25 protein-coding genes and 3 tRNA genes are annotated in these 21,570 nt (G+C 70.0%); 16 read left to right on the top strand and 12 right to left on the bottom strand.

Annotation, left to right across the window (positions count from 1 at the left end):
* Window positions 1–25 precede the first annotated feature (25 nt).
* The 3 genes from DW296_RS02010 to DW296_RS02000 form a co-directional block, all read right to left on the bottom strand.
* On the bottom strand, window positions 26–1,432 hold the full coding sequence (locus tag DW296_RS02010) for a cell division initiation protein (protein ID WP_136050869.1): 1,407 nt from the start codon (window positions 1,430–1,432) through the stop codon (window positions 26–28).
* Window positions 1,433–1,629: 197 nt separating this feature from the next.
* Complete coding sequence (locus tag DW296_RS02005; RefSeq protein WP_136050868.1) at window positions 1,630–2,232, bottom strand: hypothetical protein; 603 nt, start codon at window positions 2,230–2,232, stop codon at window positions 1,630–1,632.
* Window positions 2,186–2,491, bottom strand: a complete 306-nt coding sequence (locus DW296_RS02000; protein WP_136050867.1) for a DUF7882 family protein — start codon at window positions 2,489–2,491, stop codon at window positions 2,186–2,188. Before DW296_RS02000 ends, DW296_RS02005 begins: the two co-directional genes overlap by 47 nt.
* Window positions 2,492–2,654: 163 nt before the next feature.
* On the opposite strand from DW296_RS02000, the gene DW296_RS01995 reads away from it, so the two are divergent.
* Entirely contained in the window at window positions 2,655–3,980 is a 1,326-nt protein-coding gene (locus DW296_RS01995; RefSeq protein WP_136050866.1) for a VCBS repeat domain-containing M23 family metallopeptidase, read from the top strand.
* Window positions 3,981–4,027: 47 nt separating this feature from the next.
* Complete coding sequence (locus DW296_RS01990) at window positions 4,028–4,873, top strand: transposase (protein WP_136050865.1); 846 nt, start codon at window positions 4,028–4,030, stop codon at window positions 4,871–4,873.
* A 7-nt stretch (window positions 4,874–4,880) separates the two neighbouring features.
* Here the strand turns inward: DW296_RS01990 and DW296_RS01985 are convergent, their stop codons facing one another.
* Window positions 4,881–5,318 (bottom strand): hypothetical protein, encoded by a 438-nt coding sequence (locus tag DW296_RS01985; RefSeq protein WP_136050864.1) that lies wholly within the window; start codon window positions 5,316–5,318, stop codon window positions 4,881–4,883.
* 107 nt (window positions 5,319–5,425) lie between these two features.
* Between DW296_RS01985 and DW296_RS16725 the strand changes: the two genes are divergently transcribed.
* The 3 genes from DW296_RS16725 to DW296_RS01975 all read left to right on the top strand — a co-directional run bounded on the left by DW296_RS16725 (window position 5,426) and on the right by DW296_RS01975 (window position 7,263).
* Window positions 5,426–5,869 carry a phosphotransferase gene (locus DW296_RS16725; RefSeq protein WP_342588946.1) on the top strand — a complete coding sequence of 148 codons (444 nt, stop codon included), beginning with the start codon at window positions 5,426–5,428 and terminating at the stop codon, window positions 5,867–5,869.
* Between the two features lie 120 nt (window positions 5,870–5,989).
* Window positions 5,990–6,169: a hypothetical protein gene (locus DW296_RS16720; RefSeq protein ID WP_342588945.1), complete on the top strand. Its 180-nt coding sequence runs from the start codon at window positions 5,990–5,992 to the stop codon at window positions 6,167–6,169.
* Between the two features lie 38 nt (window positions 6,170–6,207).
* Complete coding sequence (locus tag DW296_RS01975; RefSeq protein ID WP_136050863.1) at window positions 6,208–7,263, top strand: alpha/beta hydrolase; 1,056 nt, start codon at window positions 6,208–6,210, stop codon at window positions 7,261–7,263.
* Window positions 7,264–7,319: 56 nt separating this feature from the next.
* On the opposite strand, the gene DW296_RS01970 is transcribed toward DW296_RS01975, so the two are convergent.
* The 5 genes from DW296_RS01970 to DW296_RS01950 form a co-directional block, all read right to left on the bottom strand.
* The gene (locus DW296_RS01970; RefSeq protein ID WP_136050862.1) at window positions 7,320–7,904 is read right to left on the bottom strand and encodes a hypothetical protein; all 585 of its coding nucleotides are present in this window, start codon (window positions 7,902–7,904) and stop codon (window positions 7,320–7,322) included.
* A complete protein-coding gene (locus DW296_RS01965; protein WP_136050861.1) occupies window positions 7,904–8,479 on the bottom strand; it encodes a helix-turn-helix domain-containing protein in 576 nt (191 codons plus the stop codon). Before DW296_RS01965 ends, DW296_RS01970 begins: the two co-directional genes overlap by 1 nt.
* 169 nt (window positions 8,480–8,648) lie before the next feature.
* Window positions 8,649–8,721 (bottom strand) — tRNA-Phe (locus DW296_RS01960).
* A 68-nt stretch (window positions 8,722–8,789) separates the two neighbouring features.
* A tRNA-Asp gene (locus DW296_RS01955) sits at window positions 8,790–8,863 on the bottom strand.
* 31 nt (window positions 8,864–8,894) lie between these two features.
* A tRNA-Glu gene (locus DW296_RS01950) sits at window positions 8,895–8,967 on the bottom strand.
* A 211-nt stretch (window positions 8,968–9,178) separates the two neighbouring features.
* Here DW296_RS01950 and DW296_RS01945 point away from each other — a divergent pair.
* Window positions 9,179–10,528, top strand: coding sequence for a M23 family metallopeptidase (locus DW296_RS01945; protein ID WP_136050860.1), 1,350 nt, complete (start codon window positions 9,179–9,181; stop codon window positions 10,526–10,528).
* Window positions 10,529–10,645: 117 nt separating this feature from the next.
* Here the strand turns inward: DW296_RS01945 and DW296_RS01940 are convergent, their stop codons facing one another.
* Window positions 10,646–11,137: an inorganic diphosphatase gene (locus tag DW296_RS01940; RefSeq protein WP_071327680.1), complete on the bottom strand. Its 492-nt coding sequence runs from the start codon at window positions 11,135–11,137 to the stop codon at window positions 10,646–10,648.
* 44 nt (window positions 11,138–11,181) lie between these two features.
* Entirely contained in the window at window positions 11,182–11,838 is a 657-nt protein-coding gene (locus DW296_RS01935) for a TMEM175 family protein (RefSeq protein WP_240742955.1), read from the bottom strand.
* A 67-nt stretch (window positions 11,839–11,905) separates the two neighbouring features.
* On the opposite strand from DW296_RS01935, the gene tilS reads away from it, so the two are divergent.
* Window positions 11,906–12,898, top strand: coding sequence for a tRNA lysidine(34) synthetase TilS (gene tilS, locus DW296_RS01930; RefSeq protein WP_136050858.1), 993 nt, complete (start codon window positions 11,906–11,908; stop codon window positions 12,896–12,898).
* 26 nt (window positions 12,899–12,924) lie between these two features.
* On the opposite strand, the gene DW296_RS01925 is transcribed toward tilS, so the two are convergent.
* Window positions 12,925–13,515: a DUF937 domain-containing protein gene (locus DW296_RS01925; RefSeq protein ID WP_136050857.1), complete on the bottom strand. Its 591-nt coding sequence runs from the start codon at window positions 13,513–13,515 to the stop codon at window positions 12,925–12,927.
* A 123-nt stretch (window positions 13,516–13,638) separates the two neighbouring features.
* Between DW296_RS01925 and hpt the strand changes: the two genes are divergently transcribed.
* From hpt to DW296_RS01880, 9 genes are all read left to right on the top strand, one after another.
* On the top strand, window positions 13,639–14,190 hold the full coding sequence (gene hpt / locus DW296_RS01920) for a hypoxanthine phosphoribosyltransferase (RefSeq protein WP_017204674.1): 552 nt from the start codon (window positions 13,639–13,641) through the stop codon (window positions 14,188–14,190).
* A gap of 131 nt (window positions 14,191–14,321) precedes the next feature.
* Window positions 14,322–16,322, top strand: a complete 2,001-nt coding sequence (ftsH, locus tag DW296_RS01915; RefSeq protein WP_136050856.1) for an ATP-dependent zinc metalloprotease FtsH — start codon at window positions 14,322–14,324, stop codon at window positions 16,320–16,322.
* A 1-nt stretch (window position 16,323) separates the two neighbouring features.
* Complete coding sequence (gene folE / locus DW296_RS01910) at window positions 16,324–16,935, top strand: GTP cyclohydrolase I (protein WP_136050855.1); 612 nt, start codon at window positions 16,324–16,326, stop codon at window positions 16,933–16,935.
* Window positions 16,932–17,741 carry a dihydropteroate synthase gene (gene folP / locus DW296_RS01905; protein ID WP_136050854.1) on the top strand — a complete coding sequence of 270 codons (810 nt, stop codon included), beginning with the start codon at window positions 16,932–16,934 and terminating at the stop codon, window positions 17,739–17,741. The genes folE and folP overlap by 4 nt, the downstream gene beginning before the upstream one ends.
* 34 nt (window positions 17,742–17,775) lie before the next feature.
* Window positions 17,776–18,171, top strand: coding sequence for a dihydroneopterin aldolase (gene folB, locus DW296_RS01900; protein ID WP_085604020.1), 396 nt, complete (start codon window positions 17,776–17,778; stop codon window positions 18,169–18,171).
* Window positions 18,168–18,707, top strand: a complete 540-nt coding sequence (folK, locus tag DW296_RS01895; RefSeq protein ID WP_136050853.1) for a 2-amino-4-hydroxy-6-hydroxymethyldihydropteridine diphosphokinase — start codon at window positions 18,168–18,170, stop codon at window positions 18,705–18,707. Before folB ends, folK begins: the two co-directional genes overlap by 4 nt.
* Window positions 18,704–19,186 carry a DUF3180 family protein gene (locus DW296_RS01890; RefSeq protein ID WP_136050852.1) on the top strand — a complete coding sequence of 161 codons (483 nt, stop codon included), beginning with the start codon at window positions 18,704–18,706 and terminating at the stop codon, window positions 19,184–19,186. Before folK ends, DW296_RS01890 begins: the two co-directional genes overlap by 4 nt.
* Window positions 19,137–19,718, top strand: a complete 582-nt coding sequence (locus DW296_RS01885; protein WP_060921542.1) for a PH domain-containing protein — start codon at window positions 19,137–19,139, stop codon at window positions 19,716–19,718. Before DW296_RS01890 ends, DW296_RS01885 begins: the two co-directional genes overlap by 50 nt.
* Window positions 19,715–21,570: PH domain-containing protein (locus tag DW296_RS01880; RefSeq protein ID WP_240742954.1), on the top strand; the 1,856-nt coding region annotated here is incomplete at its 3' end. The genes DW296_RS01885 and DW296_RS01880, both read left to right, overlap by 4 nt.

The following is a 21,570-nucleotide window of genomic DNA, read 5'->3' as shown; positions in this document are numbered from 1 at the left end:
CGCCCCTTCGTCGTATCCGCGTGGATCAACGCTTCGAGGAGTCGTCCGTCTCGACGACGTCGATCGTGATCTTCTCCAGCGGACGGTCGTCGTCGAGCTCGTCGTCGAGGACCTCGTCGCCTCGGAAGCTCTCGACGGTCGCTTCGACGACGTCGTCCTCGTTCTCGTCGTCGTCCTCGTCGATCGTGGCCTCTGTCACCGCGATCTCCGTGGGAAGGCTGTCGTCGCTGAAGATGCCGTCGGGGCGGATGAGCTCGCGCACCTCGGCCATGAAGCTGGTGAGCTGCTGCTGCTGCCACCGCAGCTGACGGGCGCGATCCTCGGCGTCGCGGAGGACGGTGGAGGTGTGGCCGGTCACCGCGTCGACGATCTTCTGAGACTTCACGCGGGCGCGCTCGAGGATGTCCCTGGCGCGGACTTGCGCGTCGGCCTCGATCGCCTGTGCCTGCGAGCGCATGAGCTTCTCGTAGCCGTCGGCCTTCGCGGAGATGCGCTGGGCGTGCTCCAGCGAGGCGGTGACCTGCTCGTTCGCGTCGGTCGTGATGCGCTCGGCGTGTGCGACCGCCTGGTTGTGGAGGACGAGGAACTCCTGCTGCGCGTCGTCCTGGCGGCGGGTGAGGGTCTCCTCGAACTCCAGCACGCGGGCGTTCATCTCGCGGACCTCGCGCTCGGCGTCCGCGCGCAGCTGCGTGGTCTCGCGGGTGACCAGCGACCGGAGCGCCGCGGCGCCCTTCTCGGCCTCGGTCCGGATGGCCGTGGCCTCCTGGGACGCCTGGCTGACCTTCTCCGCGGCGTGGGCGGCCTCGCGCTCGATGCGCGCCTCGTGGGCCGTGTACTCGGTCTCCATCTTCAGCCGCACCTGATCGGCGTCGCGCTGAGCCTGGGAGATGATGCGCTCGGCATCCGCCTCGGCCTCGGCGCGCTGCGCGGCGACTTCCTCGCGGGCCGAGGTCATCAGGCGGTCGGCCTGCACGGCGGCGTTCTGGATGAGGACGTTCGCCTGCTCCTCGGCCACCCGCAGGATCGCCTCGAACTGCTGGCGGGAGGGCGCCTCCTCGCCGTCGGCCTGCGGCATGTCGACGAGCTCGGAGGTGAGCGTCGCAACCTGCTGCTCGGCGTCCGCGGCCTTGGCGTTCGCGGCGGCGAGCTCGGCTTCCAGGGCCTCGCGTGCCGCTCGCTCTTCGGCTTTGAGAGCTTCGACCGACTCGGCCTCGCGGGCCTTCGCCTCGGCGACTTCATCAGCGGCCTGCTGGAGCTGGGCGCGCATCGATGCGAGCGCGGCGTCGACCTCGCCCTTGTCGTAGCCGCGGAATCCGATGGTGAACGCCGAGGTGGACGTGGACGACGTGTCGCGGGGAGCCGTCTCGATCAGCTGATCGAAGAAGTCCGGCGACCGGTCGTCGTCGCGGGGTGTGCCCGAGGATTCGCTCATGGGTTCAAGCCTTTCTGGCGTGTCCGCGACACGAAGCGGACTTCGTTTCCGTGGACGGGATCGCAAGCTCGGAGGAGGAGGCCCCCGGCATGCGCCACGACCGGGTCGTCATCCGTCCCTGCGGGGCGCGGCGCGCGTCTAGCCTAATTGCGTCACCTGGGAATCGTGACCCTCAATTCGAGGGCCTGCGGCGACGATCAGACCCGGAACCAGCGCGCGTTGCGGTCGTCGAGCTCCGGGCCGCGCTCGAACACGGAGACGGGTCCGTCGCCCACCTCGATCCCGCGGATCGCAGCCTCAGCGGCCGCGAGGGCGCGCAGTTCCCGCCAGAGGGGCGCGGTCTGCGGGAACCCGAGGTACTCGCGGAAGGTCTCGACGCGGAGGAGAGTTCCCCCGCTGCGGGGAACCAATCGCGCGACGGTGTCGTCCGGTTCGACGAAGCGGACTCCCAGTGCACCATCCGGGAGCAGCGAGAAGCTCCTGCCTCGCTCCGCGACGACCACGCGCAGGAGCTCCGCCGTGGCCGTCGGGGAGGCGTGGACGAGGAGAGTGGCGCCGAGGTCGGCGAGGATCTCCTCCATCCGCGCGGCGGTGTACCGTGCTCCCGCGCGCTCGCCGGCCGACGATGCGCTGCGCCGCACCCAGCCGCGGAGAAAAGCAGCCCCGACGATGAGGCCGAGGATGACCAGGAAGAGAACGAGGATCAGAGCGGTGTCCAGGGCAGCGACCTTCCGTGCTGAACGTCGGTGCGCGTCAGCGCGGGCCGGTGAGATGGTCCAGCTGAAGGTCGCCGGAGGCATTGAGCGCCTGCATGATCTCCTGGATGCGGTGCGGGTCCACGGCCGGCGGCTCCGCCTCGTCGAAGCCGAACTGCAGGGGGATGGCGGGATGGATCCAGACGCTCGCTCGCCGGTCGATGCCGCCCTCGGGAGGCTGCCAGGTCATCATGAAGCTCTCCTGACGACGCAGCTTCGTGGCGATGACGATCTTCAGATGCGCGAGCGTCTCGTCCTCGATGAGGATCGGATCCGAGTGCCCGTCGTACCGGAGTCTTCCCATGGTGCTGACGGTACACCCCCGTGGGGTCTCACGATCACCGGTGTGAGGCCGGCGGAACGGGGCGAAGGGGGTGGCGTTCGCGTGGCGGGGCGTCTGCCCTTGGTACGGTGACCGCGGAGGACACCACGTCCCCTGGGGCCGCCGAGCAAGAGAGAACTTCGAGATGAAGCGCACGTCCCGCTTGCGTCTTGGTCGCATCGGGATCGTCGCCGTGCTCGCGATCGTGCTGGGATCGCTGACGCCGGCCCTCACCACGACCGGCTCCGCGAGCGCGGCGTCCGACGGCTACATGGTCTACCCGGCTTCGGGCAACATCCAGTCCAAGGTCGGCGACGGATGCCTCGGCAACTATCGAGCGCACGACGGCATCGACATCTCCCGGAACGGCGGGACGCCGATCCTGGCGGCGTATGACGGCGTGATCAAGAGCCGCACGTCGAACGGCGGTTACGGAAACTACGTCGACGTGCAGCATCCGGGCGGCTACGTCACCCGGTACGCCCATATGGCGGCGCCCGGCTGGTACGCGCCGGGGACCAAGGTCCTGCGCGGACAGCAGATCGGCGTCGTCGGGAACACCGGCAACTCCGCCGCGTATCACCTGCATTTCGAGGTGTGGCTGAACGGCAAGGTCTACTCCCAGATCAACCAGGGCTTCACCTGCCTGTCGAACGTCACGAGGGGCGGGACGATCCCGTTGTTCTTCCCGGGGCTGGGCACAGGAGACCCCGCGGGACTCGATGTCGCCGACTTCACAGGAGACGGAAACACCGATCTGCTCCTCGTCGCCGGTAACGGCGATCTGCGCCTGCGAGCGGGTGACGGCCGCGGCGGCTTCGGCGCCCCCACCACGCTCTTCGGAGCTGACTGGGGGAACTCGAGGCGCCACATCACCCACACGGACTTCAACGGTGACGGCAACGCGGACATCCTCGTGGCGCGCTCCGACGGGGTTCTGGAGTTCTACGCCGGGAACGGCGTCGGCGGCTTCCGGGCCGCGAACACGCCGGGGTCGGGCTGGTACTCCATGCGACACGTCGCATCCGGCGCGGACTTCACCGGGGACGGTCGGCAGGACCTCATCGGCGTCTCCGAGGGCGGTGTGCTGACGGTGTATCGAGGGAACGGCGCGGGCGGCTTCAGCACGCCCCACATCACCTATGGCGGCGGCTGGGACGCCTTCCACTACCTCATCGCCGGCGACTTCGACGGGGACGGGCGCGGGGACATCCTGGCCGTCACCGGCACCGGAGCACTCCAGCTCTACACCGGGTCGTCCGGGCTGCGAACCTCCCGGCAGGTGGGCTCCGGATGGCAGGAGTTCACCGAGGTCACCGGTGGGGTGGACTACAACGGCGACGGGCGCGCGGACATCATCGGGCGCACGGCCGCCGGACAGCTCTACCTGTACCCCGGAAACGGCAGCGGAGGCTTCGGGGCCAGGATGCTGGTCGCCTCGGACGCGGCGGACTACCTCGCGATCGAGTAGTCCCGTCCTCCGGGCCCTCGCCAGACGGCGACGCGTATCGTGGGCGCATGGCCGCTCCGACTCTCGATGACATCGCGGCGGTGCTCTATGCGGGGCCGCCCGAGGAGTTCACGACCGCCCGGAACGCGCGGGCGAAAGACCTCGACGACCGCGCGCTCGCCGCGGAGGTGAAGGCGCTGCGCAAGCCCGCGGTCGCCGCTTGGGTCGTCAACGTCTTCGCGCAGGAGCGCGCCGCCCAGCTCGGGGAGGCCCTGGCGCTCGCGGCGGAGCTGCGCGAGGCGCAGGAGGACCTGGATGCCGCTGCACTGGCGAAGCTCGGACGGGAGCGTCGGGCCTTGACCCGGCGCCTTGCCGAGGCCGCTGCCGACCTTGCGGGGTCCCGGGGTGAACGCGTGACGGCGGCGACGCGGGACGCGGTGGAGCAGACGATCTCCGCGGCGTTCTTCGACCCGGATGCGGCCGCCGCTGTCGCCTCGGGGCGTCTGGTGCGGGCGTTGGAACCTTCCGGCAACGCGGATGACATCCGGGACGCGGTCGCCGGGACTCTCCCGACGTTGCGGCCGCAGGCCCCGCGTCCCCCGGACGAACTGCAGGAGCGTCGGAAGCGCCGGGATGCGGAGCGTCAGGTGGCGGCTGCGGAGAAGGATCTCGCGGCGGCGGAGCGGGCGCTCACGAAGGAGGACGAGGCGGTGCGGGCACTGAGCGACCGCGCCGAGGAGCTTGCCGACGGCATCGCCGAGCTGGAGGCGCAGCTGGAGAAGTTGCGTCAGGAGGCCGATCGCGTCGAGCGCGACCGTCCCGCCGCGGAGGAGCGGCGCACCGCGGCCGTGGAGAAGAAGGACGCCGCTGCCGAGGCCGTGGAGTCGGCGCGCGAGGCCCTCGACGACCTCTGAGCGGACCTCAGCTCCGGGCGGAGGCCTTCTCCTCGTCCGAGTTCGGTGTCCATCCGAACCAGCCGTCGTCGGACGGGATGACGCTCCAGTCGCCGCAGACGGAGACGGTCTTCGCCTCGTACGCGGACGGGCCGTCGTCCAGAGTCCAGGTCGGGGCGGAGGTCCGCTCCGTCTCCACGCACTCGTCCGGCAGCGCCGTCGTGCTCGTCAGCAGGAGCACGGCGTCGTCGGCGTCCTCGATGGTCGACGTCCGGAGCGTGAGAGCGGTCGCGTCGTCCGGAACCCAGTCCGCGTCGACCGGCGTGTCCGCGCGGAAGGCGTCGGCGTCGTCGAAGGTCCGGGTCGACTGCTTGTGCACGAGACCCTCCACGGCGGCGCATCCGCCGAGCAGCAGGGTGCCGCCGAGGAGCAGAGCGGCAGCGGGGAGGAGGTGTCGTCGTGTCATACCTCCACTTTGCTGGCGTGGCTCGCGGGGGGCGTCCGTCGGGGGAGGTATCCCTCGTCACCCGGAGGAGTGATCTCTGCCCAAGGCGCCTCCGATAGCCTCGGGGGATGCGGGAGGAAGTCCTCGAGGGCGGCAATGCGAGCGGACCCGTCGTGCGGGTCGGGGACACCGTCCGCAAGGCGTGGACAGCCGCGACCCCGCACGTCATCGCCTATGTGCGGGCGCTGCGGGACGGCGGCGTCGATGCGCCGGAGCCGCTCGGCAGAGACCCGCAGGGGCGGCAGATCATCGAGTTCCTCCCCGGCGCGCTCGCGATGGATGCCGCACCGCTCTCCGCCGCCGAGCTCGGTCGCGTGGGCGGGATGGTCCGCCGGATCCATGACGTCTCGGCGAGGTACGTCCCTGCTGCTGATGCGGTCTGGGAACCACCCCTCTCGCCGCCCGCGCAGGAGCTCATCTGCCACAACGACCTGGCGCCGTGGAATCTGATGCTCGGCGACCGTTGGGTCTTCATCGACTGGGACGGCGCCTCCCCGAGCACCCGCTCGTGAGACCTCGCCTTCTCCGCGCAGACGTTCGCGCTTCCGGATCCGACCCGGGACCCGCAGCGCTCCGCCGAAGACCTCGCGGCTTTCGTCGACGGATACGGCGCCGACGAGGAGCTGCGCGCGGTGCTCCCGGACATGATGCGCCGACGCACGCAGGCGATGCTCGATCTGCTGCGCTCGTCCGCGGAGGTGGGGCGCGAGCCGTGGGGGACCATGTATCGCACGGGTCACGGGGCGCACTGGGCGGCGGTGCTCGACTACGTCACCGCGCATCGGGGCGTGTCGCAGCGCGCGCTGGGGTGACCGTTCCGCCGGTGTGATTCTCTCCTAGGGTGATCGACATGAGTGACGACCTCGGCCGCGCGGTGATCGCGGATCTGTGCCGGATCCCGAACCCGGAGTCGATCGACCGGACGGCGTACGTCGAGCTCGGCGGCGTCGCCCAGTTCGTCTCGATCCGCGGTCGGAGCATACGGAACCCCGTGCTCGTCGTCTGTCACGGCGGTCCGGCCCTCCCGTCGCTGCCCTCGTCGTGGGTCTGGCAACGAGGCGTGGAGGACTACTTCACGGTCGTCAACTACGACCAGCGCGCGAGCGGCAAGTCCGCGGGGTCCGTGTCCGAGGACATGGACCTCAGCGTCGACCGGTACGTCGACGATCTCGTGGACCTGATCGCGTGGCTCCAGGGCGAGCTGGGCGTGCAGAAGGTCGGGGTGCTCGGGCACAGCTGGGGGACGGTCCTCGGGCTCACCCTCGCCCGGCGGCGTCCCGACCTGCTGTGGGCGTACGTCGGCGTCGGCCAGGTCATCTCCGGTCCCGAGAACGAGGAGGAGAGCTTCCGCCACGCGCTGCGGAGTGCCGTCGCGGACCGGAACGAGCAGGCGATCTCCGAGTTGCAGGCGCTCGGGGAGTACCCCGGTGACGAGCCGTTGACCGTCGAACGCATCGTGACCTGCCGGAGATGGGCGCAGTACTACGGCGGCCTCTCGGCGTATCGCTCCGACTTCGCGTACTTCACCGAGTCGCAGGAGCTGTCCCCGTATTACACGGACGCCGACCTGGGCCTCATCGGTGTCGGGCAGCGGGCGACGATGCGTAAGGTGCTGCCCGCCCTGCTCGGCTTCGACGCCCGCGATCAGACGGCGTTCGAGGTGCCGATGCTCCAGTTCCTCGGACGACACGACTGGACGACCCCCACCGGACCGGTCGCCCGCTGGCTGGAGACCGTGACGGCGCCTTCGACGCACGTCGTGTGGTTCGAGAACTCCGCGCACCTGTGCATGTTCGAGGAGCCCGGGAAATTCATCGTGAGCCTCGTGACCTACGCGTTGCCGCACGCGGTCGCCGCGGGCGACGCGAGGAAGGATGGCTCGGCGGACTCACCTGTGTCGGCGTGAGTCTGCGCGTCGCCTCCTCCCGTTCTCCCCTCTCTCCACCCCGCTCTGTTATCGCGTCAGAGATGGATGGGACCGGGGGAGGGAACCGCTGTCGGCAGGCCGGCATCGAGGATCCGCTCGACGATGCCGATAGCGCGGTCGCTGAGACCGTCGCCCGGGTAGAAGTCCTCGTAGTGAGCCTCCGCCGCCTCCAATGTGGTGATGCCGCAGAGGCTGAGCAACTGACGGATGTCGTCCACGTCGCGTCCTGGCCGGTTGGCGCGGAGTTTCATGGCGAGAAGCGCGTCCTTCGAGGCGACCTGGATGATGACGCCGTCTCGGTCGTAGATCGTCTCCCACTCGACAGTTCGACGCCCGAACGTCGGCACGGAATCCGCGTGCTCCACAGCGAAGTTGAACCAGCCGACGCTCCACCCGCGCTGGTCTCCGACGCGCGAGGCCGCAGCGAGAACGGCTTCGTCACTTCCAGGGTTGATGTGAAGGGAATCGAGGTCTCCGGTGGCACGGCGGTCGAAGTACCTGATGACGAGCGCAGCGCCACCGACAAGTCGGATGCCTGCGACTTCGCCAGCGGCATGAAGCTCCCCGACCAGGTCGCGGAGGCCGGCGATGATGTCGTCGCGGTTCAGTGCGTCAGCCATCAGACGCTCGTCAGTGTGTCTTGCCAGACAAGGACACCACGCTCGAAGAATTCCGTGGGCACGTCGTCGGGCGCCGGGATCGGATCCGCCGGATCGACGTCCAGGGTACGGGGAACCTGGACCCGCCTGTTCGGGGCGTCGACCCACGCCGGAGTGGGGAGCCCCTCCTCGCGGAGGCGAAGATCCACGAGGGCTGCCAGGGCGGCGTCCCAGACGCGGTCGCCGGTCGGCTCGGGTTCCGCGAGACCGAGGACCCCGCGTACGAGGCCGTGCTCGGCGTTGAGGTTGTCGCTCAGCTGGATGAACTCGCGAAGTGCGCTGTACTTGTCACCCGCTCGCAGGTACCCGCGGATCGCCGCCGCGATGGTTGCCGCGTCGTCCCGTCGCGTCGGTGCGGAGTACAAGCGGTAGCCGGCGCCACGGAGGAAGCGCTCGACTGTGCTGAACTCAGCCTCCCGGCCACCTTCCACCCGAGATACTCGGCCTTGGTCGACGTTGGTTCGCTCGGCGAGATCCTTCTGCGTGAGGCCGCTGCTCTTCCGCGCAGCGCGCACGAGCACTGATGCGTTGGTCATGTCGCCTCCCGTAGAAATGTCTTCTGAGCCATATTCTACGTCGGCGGGGATCGGGATGTGACGCCTCGGATCCGGGAAGCCGCGTCCCGTTCGTTCCAGGGCAAAGCAAAACCCCCGCCATGTAGAAGCTAGGCGAGGGTTTCTGGGCTGATTGTAATGATCAGCCTTGTGGCTCCGACCGGCATCGATCCGGTGACCTTTCGATTTTCAGTCGAACGCTCTACCAACTGAGCTACAGAGCCGCGCGGCGATGATGCTGCCGCGTCCTAGACGAAGAGCCCTCTCCGAAGAAAGAGCTCGTCGCACGGAGCGACCCTGACGGGACTTGAACCCGCGACCTCCGCCGTGACAGGGCGGCACGCTAACCAACTGCGCTACAGGGCCATACTGGTGTTTTCAATTGTATCGGATGGAGTGACCCCAACGGGATTCGAACCCGTGCTACCGCCGTGAAAGGGCGGCGTCCTAGGCCGCTAAACGATGGGGCCGAGTCAGTCCCGGGGGACTTCCTTGCCGACGCTCAAGCATAAGGGATCATTCGGGCAAATCGCGAATCGAGCCCGGAACCCGCTTCCCCCGGGCGTGTTCGAGCGGGACCATGGAGGGGTCGGGGATGCCGTTCGCGCCGCTCCAGGAGTCTGGTGCTGGTGTGAAAGTTGTTGTTACTGTGGCATCTGTGAAACCGGCGGAAGGGGCCGTGTGAACGACAAGACCACGCAGGATGCGGCACTCGCAGCATCCGCGGACTGCGGGTGTGCGCCCACCCCGACGGAGCGACGTACCCTCTTCGGCGACGGCATCAGCCGTCGCGGCGCTCTCGGACTCGGCGCGCTCAGCGTCGTCGCCCTCAGCGCGTTCGGCATCACGTCCGGAGTCACGGCCGCCCACGCCGCGTCGTACCCGAGCTGGGACGACGTGCAGAAGGCCAAGCAGAACGAGGCCTCCAAGGCCGCAGAGGTGAAGCGCATCGAGGGGCTGATCCAGTCGCTCACGCAGAAGGTCTCCGAGACGCAGGCCGCCGCCGAGGTCGCCTCGACCGAGTTCTACAACGCGCAGCAGGCCTACTTCGCCGCGATCGCGGAGGCCGACTCGCTGCAGGAGAAGGCGGACGCGCAGGCCGCCGTCGCCGACGAGTCCGCCCGCAAGGCCGGACAGGTCGCCGCCCAGCTCTACCGCAACGGCGGTGACGACACCTCGCTGGAGCTGTTCTTCGCGGGCTCCGCAGCCAACGCCGACGAGCTCCTCGCCCGCCTCGGGTCGATGGACAAGCTCCTCGAGTACAACCAGACCGTCTACAACGACGCGGTCGCCGCGCGGAACTCCGCCCAGTCGCTCAGCGACCAGGCGGTCGTCGCCCGGGACGAGCGCGATCGGCTCCAGAAGATCGCCGAGGAGAAGATGGTCGCGGCGCAGCAGGCCGCAGACGCCGCGCAGGCCGCGCTCGACGAGCAGTCCTCCAACCTCGCCACGATGCAGGCGCAGCTCGCCGCGCTCAAGGACACCACCGCGACCACCGTCGCCGGCTACCAGAAGGGCGTCGAGGAGCGCGAGAAGGAGCGCAAGCGCCGCGAGGCCGCCGAGGCCGCCGCGAACGCCGGTGGGAACAGCGGCGGAGGAGGGACCCCGGGAAGTGGCGGCTGGGTGCGTCCGCACGGCGGCTACCGCAGCTCCGGCTACGGCCCCCGCTCGCAGCAGTGCAACGCCAACGGCTGCTCGTCGAGCTGGCACTACGGCGTCGACCTCGCGAACGGTTGCGGCGCAGCGATCTACGCGGCGCACTCGGGCACTGTCGATGCCGCGTTCTACAACGGCGGGTACGGCAACTACGTCCGGATCCAGCACGGCGGCGGCATCGCGACCGGCTACGCGCACATCAAGCCCGGCGGCTTCGCGGTCCGGAACGGCCAGTGGGTGCGCGCCGGCCAGGTCATCGCGTATGCGGGCAACACCGGCGGCTCCTTCGGCTGCCACCTGCACTTCGAGGTCTACATCAACGGCCGCTACACGAACCCCATCGACTTCATGGCGAGCAAGGGCATCTCCGTCTGACGGACGGCTGGACAGCAGAAGACCCCCGGACGCCTGGTGTCCGGGGGTCTTCGCTTCGACAGGCTCAGCGACCCAGAGAAGGTCAGCGACCCAGAGAGGTCAGCGACCCAGGTGGGGTCAGTGGCCCTGCTCGCCGAAGCGGACGATGGCCTCGTCGAGAATGCGCTGCGCCTCGGCGGCGTTGCCCCACTCGTCGACCTTGACCCACTTGTTGGGCTCGAGGTCCTTGTAGTGCTCGAAGAAGTGCGCGATCTCCTTCTTCGTGTACTCGGCGATGTCGTCGATGTCCTGGATGTGCGCCCAGCGCGGGTCCTTGGAGAGCACGGCGACGAGCTTGTCGTCTCCGCCGGCCTCGTCGCTCATCTTCAGCACGGCGACGGGGCGGACCTCGACGACGACGCCGGGGTAGATCTGGTGGTCGAGGAGCACCAGCACGTCGAGCGGGTCGCCGTCCTCGCCGAGCGTGTTGTCGAAGTAGCCGTAGTCGGCCGGGTAGCCGAAGGTCGTGTAGAGCACGCGGTCGAGGTGCACTCGCCCGGTCTCGTGGTCGACCTCGTACTTCACGCGGCTGCCGCGCGGGATCTCGATGACGGCGTCGTGTGCGCCCATGCGTGTGCTCCTCAGGAAGATCGGTTGGGATGCCGCGGACCAGCCTACTCGGGGGGCGCGGGATGGCTGTCCCGGTGCCGCCGCTGGACGATCCGGTTCAGGAGGCGTGAGAGAGGACTGCTCAACAGGAGGACCAGCAACCCCAGGTATCCGTTCGGCGACGCGGCGACGGCGATGACCAGGGCGATCGCGAAAAGGACGATCGCCGCGAAATCACCGGCGATTCCGCCGCGGATCACCGCCGGGGGTGCCGTGATGAGCTCCCCGTGCCGCTGCAGATAGAGCCAGCCGGCGAGCGTCGTGACCTGCGTCAGAAGGAGCGTGCCGATGTAGAGGACCGCCTGCAGAGGGTCGGGCTCCATCTGACCGATCATCGCCGTCGGCACCGGCAGCCACACGATGGTCGCCATCCACGCCACGTTGATCCACAGCAGTGCCGGCGTGACCGCCTGGACGTCCCGGTACTGACTGTGGTGCCCCATCCAGAACACCGCGATGAGGAGGAAGCTCAATCCGAAGCTCAGAAGCTGGCCCGCGTGTGCGGCGAGGAACTGTGCCGTATCCAAGTGATCGGCGGCCGCCTCGGCGACCGAGTCCGTGAGCGGCAGGATCAGCAACGTCATCGCGATCGCCACGACCGCATCGACGAACGCCTTGAAGCGCTCAGGGCGGAACGACGGAGCAGGGGAGCGACCGGTCACGGCGCCAGGATAGCCCTGCGCGGTTTCGGGCGACACGGCAGCCGAGACGGTGCCCTAGCGTGGAGGGATGCCTTCCCTCGACCCCGCCGTCGCCGAGATCCGCCTCGCCGTGCGCACCGCGCTCGCCGACCTGCCCGAGGGCTCGACCGTCGTCGTCGCGGTGTCCGGCGGCGCCGACTCGCTCGCACTGGCGGCGGCCACCGCGTTCGAGGCCGCGAAACGCGGGGTGCGTGCGACCGCGGTGACGGTCGACCACGGTCTGCAGCAGGGATCCGCCGAGGTCGCCGCCGAGACGGCACGCGTCGCCGGACAGCTCGGGCTCGAGGTGCTCGTCGTCCGCGTGGAGGTCGACGGCGACGGCGGTCCCGAGGCGGCCGCGCGGGATGCGCGCTACCGCGTGCTCCGGGACGCGGCGGGCGACATCGGCGCGCGGGCGGTCCTGCTCGGTCACACGCTCGACGATCAGGCCGAGACGGTCCTGCTCGGACTCGCCCGAGGCTCCGGGGCGACGAGCCTGCAGGGCATGGCACCGGATCGGGAGGACGACGACGGCCTCCAGTGGCTGCGCCCGCTGCTCGGCGTGCGCCGCGAGACCACCCGTGCGTTCTGCGCCGCGGCGGAGCTGCAGCCGTGGGAAGACCCGCACAACACCGATGACCGCTACACGCGGGTGCGGGTGCGTCGCCACGTGCTCCCCGTGCTGGAGACGCAGCTCGGCCCGGGCATCGCCGAGGCGTTGGCGCGCACCGCCGAGCAGCTCCGGGAGGACGCGGAGGCGTTCGACGAGATGATCCACGAGACGATCGAGGACATCGTCGAGCACGCGGAGGCCGGGATCTCGGTGAGCGTCGCCGCGCTCGCCGCCAACCCAGCCGCGCTGCGCAACCGGATCATCCGCCTCGTGGTCGACAGCGAGTTCGGGGCGAGCCTGAGCCGTGCGCAGACGATCGAGGTCGCCCGCCTCGTGACCGATTGGTCGGGTCAGGGCCCGATCGACCTGCCGGGGTGCGCCGCCGTGCGCCAGGGCGGCCGGATCGTGTTCACCGCCGCGACCCGCTGAATCGCGGGCCGCGGCGGCGTCACGTTCTACTTCTTGCCGCCGAAGAGGCCGCCGAGGATCCCGCCGAGGTCGATGCCGCCGCCGGAGCCGCTCTTGCCGCCGCCGAGGAGGCCACCCAGCACGTCACCCAACCCGCCGCCGGAGCCGGAGTCGCCGCCGCCGAGGATGCCGCCGATGACGTCGCCGATCCCGCCGGAGCCCTCCGTGCCCGCATCCGCCTTCGCCGTCTTGTCCTTGGTCGCGTTGGCGATGAGACCCATCACGATCGGCGCGAGGATGGGGAGGAGCTTTCCGAAGTCGATGCCCGGGGTCGCCTTCGACTCCGTCAGCTCCTTCGTGACCTCCTTCTCCTTCCCGCCGAGGATGTGGGAGACGATCTTCTCGCCGTCCTCCTGATCGATGTCGTCGACCGTCGCCGGGCTCGACGCGCCGCGGTGCTTGCCGAGGGCCTTCTCGATGGCCGCCGACCCCTCGGAGCTCTCCGCGTTCTTGGCCAGCCCGCCGAGGAGCACGGCGCCGCCCTGCTCGACCGCGACCTTGGCCTCGTCGCGCGACACTCCGAGCTTCTTTGCGATGTCGTCGAGGGGGACCTGGCTGAGGATGTCTTGAGTCGCCATGGGGATCTCCTTCCGTCGGGGCGTGCGCCCACGTCACCGTCAGAGTAGTGCGGTGCCGCCCGCCCAGGGGAGAGGTACGCGCCCGCGACCGGAGCACACCGCCGCGTCGCCTAAAATCGATCCATGCGCGCCGCGGAGATCCAGGACGACCTTGCACAGATCCTCGTCACCGAGGAGGAGATCCACGCCAAGCTCGACGAGCTCGCGGCGCAGGTCGCGAAGGACTACGAGGGCAAGGACCTCATCCTCGTCGGCGTGCTGAAGGGCGCGGTCATGGTCATGGCGGACTTCGCGCGAGCGCTGCCGTTCCACGCGCCGATGGACTGGATGGCGGTGTCCAGCTACGGCGCCAGCACGAAGTCGAGCGGCGTCGTGCAGATCCGCAAGGACCTCGACACGGACCTGCACGGCAAGCACGTGCTCATCGTCGAGGACATCATCGACTCCGGCCTCACCCTGAGCTGGCTCCTGGAGAACTTCGAGTCCCGCGGTGCGGAGTCGATCGAGGTCCTCGCGCTGCTACGCAAGCCGGAGGCCGCGAAGGTCGAGATCGACTGCAAGTACGTCGGCTTCGACATCCCCGTGGAATTCGTCGTCGGCTACGGACTCGACTACGCCGAGCGCTACCGCAACCTCCGCGACGTCGCCGTGCTGGCACCGCACGTCTACAGCTGACGCTTCGACAGGCTCAGCGACCCGGGCGGGCTCCAGCGGGCTCAGCGACCCAGGCCGCAGCGTCGGGGGCGTTGCGCCGTGGGTGAACGCACAGCGGCCCCCTAGCACGGAGGCGATACGCTGATCCGACCATGGATGTGAAGAAGCTCACCCGCAATCCGCTGATCTACATCGCTCTGATCGGCGTGCTGCTCTTTGGCGGATTCCTGCTGATCTCGAACCTCGGTGCGCCGAAGCAGATCACGACGCAGGAGGGGCTCGAGCTGCTCTCCGGCAAGACCGTGACCGAGGTCGTCACCACCGACGGCGATCAGCGCGTGGACATGACGCTGTCGAAGCCGTTCGAGGGCTCCGAGAACGTCCAGTTCTACTACGTCGAGGCCCGCGCCGACGAGGTGGTCTCCGCGATCGATGCGGCCGCTCCGAAGGACGGCTTCAACGACGCCGTCCCGCGTGCGACCTGGTTCGACGGCTTCCTCTCCCTCCTTCTTCCCCTCGTGCTGCTCGGTCTGCTGTTCTGGTGGCTCCTGTCCTCCATGCAGGGCGGCGGCGGCAAGGTCATGCAGTTCGGCAAGTCCAAGGCCAAGCTCGTCAACAAGGAGACCCCGACGGTCACCTTCGCCGACGTCGCCGGTGCCGACGAGGCCATCGAGGAGCTCCACGAGATCAAGGAGTTCCTGCAGGACCCGGCGAAGTTCCAGGCCATCGGCGCCCGCATCCCGAAGGGCGTGCTCCTGTACGGCCCTCCCGGAACCGGAAAGACCCTCCTCGCCCGCGCCGTCGCCGGTGAGGCCGGAGCCCCGTTCTACTCGATCTCCGGTTCCGACTTCGTCGAGATGTTCGTCGGCGTCGGCGCCTCCCGCGTGCGCGACCTGTTCAGCCAGGCCAAGGAGAACGCCCCGGCCATCATCTTCATCGACGAGATCGACGCCGTGGGCCGTCACCGCGGCGCCGGCATGGGCGGCGGCAACGACGAGCGCGAGCAGACGCTGAACCAGATGCTCGTCGAGATGGACGGCTTCGACCCGAACGCGAACGTTATCGTGATCGCGGCCACCAACCGTCCCGACATCCTCGACCCCGCGCTGCTGCGCCCCGGCCGCTTCGACCGTCAGATCGGTGTCGACGCCCCCGACCTCAAGGGCCGCCAGAAGATCCTCGAGGTGCACAGCAAGGGCAAGCCGCTGTCGAAGAACGTCGACCTCGAGGTCGTCGCTCGCAAGACCCCCGGCTTCACCGGTGCCGACCTGGCGAACGTGCTGAACGAGGCCGCGCTGCTCACGGCCCGCTCGAACGCGCAGCTCATCGACAACCGCGCCCTCGACGAGGCCATCGACCGCGTGATCGCCGGTCCGCAGCGTCGCACTCGCGTGATGAAGGACAAGGAGAAGCTCATCACGGCGTATCACGAGGGCGGACACGCGCTCGCGGCGGCGGCGATGAACTACACCGACCCCGTGACGAAGATCACGATCCTGCCCCGCGGCAAGGCGCTGGGCTACACGATGGTGCTGCCGCTCGACGACAAGTACTCCGTGACCCGCAACGAGCTGCAGGACCAGCTCACCTACGCCATGGGCGGTCGCGTCGCGGAGGAACTCGTCTTCCACGACCCCACAACCGGCGCGTCGAACGACATCGAGAAGGCGACCTCGATCGCCCGCAAGATGGTCATCGAGTACGGCATGACGACGCAGGTCGGCCCCGTCAAGCTCGGCACCGAGGGCGGCGACATGTTCGTCGCGCGCGACATGGGCCGTGGCCGCGAGTACTCCGAGAAGGTCGCGGAGCGCGTCGATGCCGAGGTGCGGGCGCTCATCGAGCAGGCGCACAACGAGGCGTACGCGGTGCTCAGCGAGAACCGGGACATCCTCGACCGTCTCGCCCTCGCGCTCCTCGAGGAGGAGACCCTCGACCACAACCGCATCGCGGAGATCTTCACCGAGGTGAAGAAGCTCCCCGAGCGTCCGCTGTGGCTGTCCAGCGAGGACCGTCCGGTCTCGGAGCGGCCGCCGATCGAGGTCCCGAAGAAGGACGTCTCGCTCGCCGCCTCCGTCGAGGCGCCGACGGCCCCGCCGCGTCCGCAGCAGGGCTCCGCCGGAGCGGGCAACCCTCGTCCCGCGACGGCGTGACGTGACCGTCGACAAGGGACGCGTCGAGCGGCTCACCAGGGAACTCCTGGAGGCGATCGGCGAGGACCCCGATCGTCCGGGGATCAAACAGACGCCCTCCCGGATGGCCGAGCTCTACGCGGAGTTCTTCGCCGGGGTGGGCGAGGATCCCGCCGAGCCGCTCGCCCACACCATCAGCGTGACCCGCGGGCCGGCGCCGGACACCCTGCCGTCCGGCGCGGTGCTGCTGCGCGACATCCGCTTCCGCTCGGTGTGCGAGCACCACCTCCTGCCCTTCGCAGGGCATGCGCACATCGCCTACCTTCCGGGCGAGCAGGTTGTCGGCCTCGGCGCGCTCGTGCGCGTCGTGGAGGTCCTCGCCGCGCGGCCGCAGGTGCAGGAGCGGCTGGGGGAGCAGATCGCCGACACGATCGCCGAGAACCTCGACGCGCGCGGCGTGCTCGTCGTGCTCGATGCCAGCCACGGCTGCGTGACGATGCGGGGCGGGCGGCAGACCGAGGCCTCGACGCTGACCATCGCGGCGCGCGGGGTCTACACGGATCCCGTGGCGCGTGCGGAGCTGGTGACCCTGATCGGCATGACCGTGCCGGGGGTCGGGACATCGCGCGCATGACCGGGATCTGGGGCATCGTCAATGTGACGCCCGACTCGTTCAGCGACGGCGGGCGGTACCTCGACGCGGACCGCGCGGTCACCCACGGCCTCCGCCTGCGCGTGGAAGGGGCGTCCGTCCTCGACGTCGGAGGCGAGTCGACCCGGCCCGGCGCGGAGCGCGTCTGGGTGGACGAGGAGCAGCGCCGTGTCCTTCCGGTCGTCGAACAGCTCGCGGCGGCCGGCGCCGTCGTCAGCATCGACACCCTCAACGCGTCGACCGCCGCGGCCGCCGTCCGGGCGGGGGCGCGCATCGTCAACGACGTCTCCGGCGGACTCGCCGACCCCGACATGCGCGCCGCCGTGGCGGACTCGGGAGCCGATTTCGCGATCGGGCACTGGCGCGGCTTCTCCGCCGACATGTACGCGAACGCCGATTACCGCCGCGTCGCCCGAGAGGTGGCCGGCGAGCTGCGCGAGCGCATCGGGGAGGCAGCGGCCGCCGGGATCGCGCCCTCCCGCCTGATCGTCGATCCCGGTATCGGGTTCGCCAAGGCCGGTGCCCAGAACTGGGATGTGCTGCGGGGCCTCGACGAGATCGTGGGCCTCGGCTTCCGCGTGCTGGTCGGGACGTCGCGCAAGCGCTTCCTCGCCGACGTGCTGCAGGCGGCGGCGCCGGGCGGTGACGGCGTCTCCGAGGAGCGCCGGGACCTGGCCACCGCGGTGACGAGTGCGCTCGCGATGCGCGCCGGCGCCTGGGCGGTGCGCGTGCACGACGTCGCGGCGACCCGCGACGCCCTCGCGATCACGCGCGCCTGGGAAGGCTGAGTGCGAGGTCGGAGCGTCGCCGTACCCTAGAGGCATGGACTTCCTCGACGAGATCGTGCTGACAGGGCTGACCGTGTTCGGCCACCACGGCGTCTACCCGCACGAGCGGGAGAACGGACAGGAGTTCACGGTCGACCTCCGCCTGCGGCTCTCCCTCGAACAGGCCGCCGCCTCCGACGATGTGGCCGACACCGTGCACTACGGCGAGCTCGCGGAGCGGGTGGCCGCCGTCGTCGCGGGGGAGCCGGTGAACCTCATCGAGACCCTGGCCGAGCGGATCGCGGACGTCGCCCTCGGTGACCGCCGCGTGCAGCAGGTGACCGTGACGGTGCACAAGCCGCAGGCTCCGATCGCCCTGACCTTCGGCGACGTGGCCGTCACGGTGCACCGGACGCGGGCGCCGGAGTCGCTGGAGGACATCACCACATGAGCCGCAACCTCACCCGCCCGCCGCAGGTGCCGGGGCCCCGACCTCCGCGCCCCGAGACGGTGGCGGTCGTGGCGCTCGGCGCCAACCTGGGCGACCGCGAAGACACGATCCGCGCCGCGGCCGCGCGCATCGGGCGGCTCCCGCTCGTCTCGGACGTGCGCCTGTCGCGCCTGTTCGAGACGGTGGCGCTGCGCCTGGACGGCCCCGATCCGGACGCCCCCGGGTATGTGAACGCGGTGGCTCTGGTGACCACCCGGCTCGCTCCCGAGATCCTCCTCGGCATGCTGCACGCCATCGAGGACGAGAACGGCCGCGTGCGCGGCGAGCGGTGGGGCGACCGCACCCTGGACCTCGACCTCATCGCCTACGGCGACGTCGTGTCGGACGACCCCCGGATCCAGCTGCCCCATCCGCGGGCGGCGGAGCGGCTGTTCGTCCTGGAGCCGTGGCTCGACCTCGATCCCGACGCCGAGCTCGTGGGCCGGGGCCGGGTCGCCGATCTGGCGGCGGACCTTCACGCGCGAGGCGAGGGATGAAGCGCACCTCCGCCGGACTTCTCGCCGTTCTCGCACTCGTCGGCGCCGGGGCCGGCTTCGTCCTCGACCAGATGCTCACGGCGACGGGGCGGGCCACGTTCACGCCGTCCCTCTTCCTCCCGGTGCTGCTCGTCCTCATCGCGGGTGCGTCGCTCGGGGTGGCCTGGCCGGTGCGGCGCAGCGTCCGGTCGGGGGTGCGCATCGACCCGTTCCGTGCCCTCCGGGCCGCGACCCTCGCGCGGGCGTCCAGCCTGCTGGGGGCGATCATGGCGGGTTTCGGCGCCGGGCTGCTGGCCTTCCTCCTCACGCGCCCCATCGATCCCCCGATAGGGTCGACTGTGGCCATGGTGGCGCTGATCGCGAGTGCGGTCGTGCTCGTCGTCGCCGCTCTCGTCGCCGAACAGTTCTGCACCCTGCCGAAGGATCCTGATGACTCAGAACCCAGAGACCGCGCCCCTGAACCCGGCGGAGGGCACTGACCTCGGCGCCCTCGACCAGGGCACCTACACGGGCCTGCGCACGGCGCGCAACGAGGCCCGCCTCGAGCTCGACGGCACCTGGCACCAGATCTCGCCGCGCTACGTGGTGTCGCAGATCGTGCAGAACGTCATCTTCCTGGCGATCGTCGTGGCGGCGGCCGTCGTGCTGAACATCGTGCTCGAGCAGGACTGGGTGTGGATCCCGGCCGGGGTCATCATCCTCATCACCCTCGTGACGCTGGTCATCCTCCCGCGTCAGGCGCGGGCGATCGGCTACATGCTGCGGGCGGACGACATCGTGTTCCGCAAGGGCATCCTCTGGCAGCGCATGATCGCGGTGCCCTACGGCCGTATGCAGCTCGTCGACATCACCCAGGGGCCGCTCGACCGGGCGTTCGGCATCTCCCAGCTCAAGATGGTCACCGCCGCAGCGACCACCGGTGTGCAGATCCCCGGCCTCACCCAGGCGGCGGCCGAGGCGCTGCGCGACACGCTCATCCAGGTCGCCGAGACCCGCCGGACCGGCCTGTGAGCGAGTCGCAGCAGCTCCCCACCGCCGCACCAGGGCAGACCCCCGCGGGCACACCGTCGACGCACCTCGCGGACGGCGAATGGCACCGGATGCATCCGCTGACCCCGCTCTTCAAGGGCGGCTTGGCGCTCATCATCGTGGGCGGCATCGTGATCGCGAACATGCGCGATCGGGTCATCGCCTGGCTCGTGGGGCAGTTCGCGCCGGAGGAGGCGCACTACGACGACTACACCGGCGGCGACCCGGTGGACTGGGTGCTCGCGAACAACTTCGCCCTGATCGCGCTGCTGGGTGTCCTCGCGCTCGTCGTGGTGCTCGTGGCGATCTTCTGGTTCGTCTGGCGCTTCCAGCAGTTCCGCATCACCGGCGACCATGTCGAGGTGCGCAAGGGCATCATCTTCCGGTCGCACCGTCGGGCCCCGCTCGACCGCGTGCAGGGAGTGAACCTCACGCGGCCGTTCCCGGCACGCATCATCGGCCTCGCGAAACTCGAGGTCGTCGGCGCGGGCACCGACGCGAACGTCGCGCTCGAATACCTGGCGACGCCGCGCGCCGAAGGCGTGCGCGCCGAGATCCTGCGCCTGGCGTCCGGGGCGCGTGCCGCTCGGCACGCGGCATTGGATCCGCAGGGCGCAGCGGCGCCCGGCGGGACCGCTCCGGCTTCCGCCCGCGCACAGCTCGCCGGCTCGATGAACGAGGGCGTCAACGGCCTGCTCGCCGGGGTGGACCTGCAGGACGTCGTGCCCGAGAGCGTCGTCAAGATCCCGGCCGGCCGGCTGATCGGCTCGCAGCTCATCTCCGGGCTGCTGTGGCTGGTGTTCTTCGGCGTGATCTTCGCCATCGCGATCGGCAGCACCCTCATCGGGATCCTCATCGACGGGGAACCCGACGGCGGGGTGGTGCTGCTGGGCATCGGTCTCGGCATGGGCGTCCCCATGGTCATCGCCGTGGTCGGCATCACCTGGGCGCAGATATCCAAGTCGCTGCGCTACTCCATCGCGCCCACTCCCGACGGCGTGCGCATCACCTACGGGCTGCTCACCACCGTCACCGAGACCCTCCCGCCCGGCCGCATCTTCGCGGTCGAGGTGTCGCAGTCCCTGCTCTGGCGGCCGTTCGGCTGGTGGACCATCAAGATCAACCGGATGAGCGGCAAGAGCGCTGCCCAGCAGTCGTCGAGCAGCGGTCAGCAGTTCAACGTCGTGCTCCCGGTCGGCAAGCGCGCGGACGTGGAGCGGGTGCTGTCGCTCGTGCTGCCCGACGTGCCGGTCGAGAGCATCCCCGCGCTGTGGGACCAGGGTGTCGTCGGTCCGACCGACGCCGACCCCTACCGGACGATGCCGCGCCGGGCCTGGTGGCGGCGACCGTTCTCCTGGAAGCGTCACGGATACACGGTGACGACGGACGGCCTGCTGCTGCGTCGGGGAATCGTGTGGCGCAAGCTCGCGGTCTTCCCGCTCGCGCGTCTCCAGGGCGTGTCGCTGAGCCAGGGGCCCATCGACCGGGCGCAGGGAGTCTCCGGTGCTCAGGTGCACACCGTGCCCGGGCCGATCACCGGCCTCCTCTCCGGGCTCGAGCGAGCCGACGCCCTCGCGCTGCTCAACGAGGTCAGTGTCGCCGCAGCCGAGGCGGCGTCCCGAGACCACACGCACCGCTGGAGCGAGCACGCCGCGGCCGGAGATCCGGTGGCGCCGCCCGCTCCGCCGGTGTTCGGCGGTCCCGCGACGGCGGCGTCTCCCGCGTTCGGCGGTCCTGCGTCGGGCGACGGAGGTCACGGGACAGATCTGCCCGCCGTACGCCGCCTGCAGGGGCACGAGCCGCGGGAGCAGCGCGTCGTACCAGGCGTCGACGG

This window comes from Microbacterium sp. K36 (genome assembly GCF_004794355.1).
Taxonomy (GTDB): Bacteria; Actinomycetota; Actinomycetes; order Actinomycetales; family Microbacteriaceae; genus Microbacterium; species Microbacterium paraoxydans_D.
Note: the sequence above shows the minus strand (reverse complement) of the source record. Positions and strands in the feature narration are given on the sequence as shown.

Coding starts and splice junctions, on each gene's coding strand:
- folB (WP_085604020.1), top strand. CDS start 17,776: ATGGACTTCCTCGACGAGATCGTGCTGACAGGGCTGACCGTGTTCGGC.
- DW296_RS01965 (WP_136050861.1), bottom strand. CDS start 8,479: ATGACCAACGCATCAGTGCTCGTGCGCGCTGCGCGGAAGAGCAGCGGC.
- folK (WP_136050853.1), top strand. CDS start 18,168: ATGAGCCGCAACCTCACCCGCCCGCCGCAGGTGCCGGGGCCCCGACCT.
- ftsH (WP_136050856.1), top strand. CDS start 14,322: ATGGATGTGAAGAAGCTCACCCGCAATCCGCTGATCTACATCGCTCTG.
- DW296_RS01995 (WP_136050866.1), top strand. CDS start 2,655: ATGAAGCGCACGTCCCGCTTGCGTCTTGGTCGCATCGGGATCGTCGCC.
- DW296_RS01925 (WP_136050857.1), bottom strand. CDS start 13,515: ATGGCGACTCAAGACATCCTCAGCCAGGTCCCCCTCGACGACATCGCA.
- tilS (WP_136050858.1), top strand. CDS start 11,906: ATGCCTTCCCTCGACCCCGCCGTCGCCGAGATCCGCCTCGCCGTGCGC.
- DW296_RS01985 (WP_136050864.1), bottom strand. CDS start 5,318: ATGACACGACGACACCTCCTCCCCGCTGCCGCTCTGCTCCTCGGCGGC.
- hpt (WP_017204674.1), top strand. CDS start 13,639: ATGCGCGCCGCGGAGATCCAGGACGACCTTGCACAGATCCTCGTCACC.
- DW296_RS01890 (WP_136050852.1), top strand. CDS start 18,704: ATGAAGCGCACCTCCGCCGGACTTCTCGCCGTTCTCGCACTCGTCGGC.
- DW296_RS01975 (WP_136050863.1), top strand. CDS start 6,208: ATGAGTGACGACCTCGGCCGCGCGGTGATCGCGGATCTGTGCCGGATC.
- DW296_RS02010 (WP_136050869.1), bottom strand. CDS start 1,432: ATGAGCGAATCCTCGGGCACACCCCGCGACGACGACCGGTCGCCGGAC.
- DW296_RS02000 (WP_136050867.1), bottom strand. CDS start 2,491: ATGGGAAGACTCCGGTACGACGGGCACTCGGATCCGATCCTCATCGAG.
- folP (WP_136050854.1), top strand. CDS start 16,932: ATGACCGGGATCTGGGGCATCGTCAATGTGACGCCCGACTCGTTCAGC.
- DW296_RS01990 (WP_136050865.1), top strand. CDS start 4,028: ATGGCCGCTCCGACTCTCGATGACATCGCGGCGGTGCTCTATGCGGGG.
- DW296_RS01885 (WP_060921542.1), top strand. CDS start 19,137: ATGACTCAGAACCCAGAGACCGCGCCCCTGAACCCGGCGGAGGGCACT.
- DW296_RS02005 (WP_136050868.1), bottom strand. CDS start 2,232: ATGCCTCCGGCGACCTTCAGCTGGACCATCTCACCGGCCCGCGCTGAC.
- DW296_RS16725 (WP_342588946.1), top strand. CDS start 5,426: ATGCGGGAGGAAGTCCTCGAGGGCGGCAATGCGAGCGGACCCGTCGTG.
- DW296_RS01970 (WP_136050862.1), bottom strand. CDS start 7,904: ATGGCTGACGCACTGAACCGCGACGACATCATCGCCGGCCTCCGCGAC.
- DW296_RS01940 (WP_071327680.1), bottom strand. CDS start 11,137: ATGGGCGCACACGACGCCGTCATCGAGATCCCGCGCGGCAGCCGCGTG.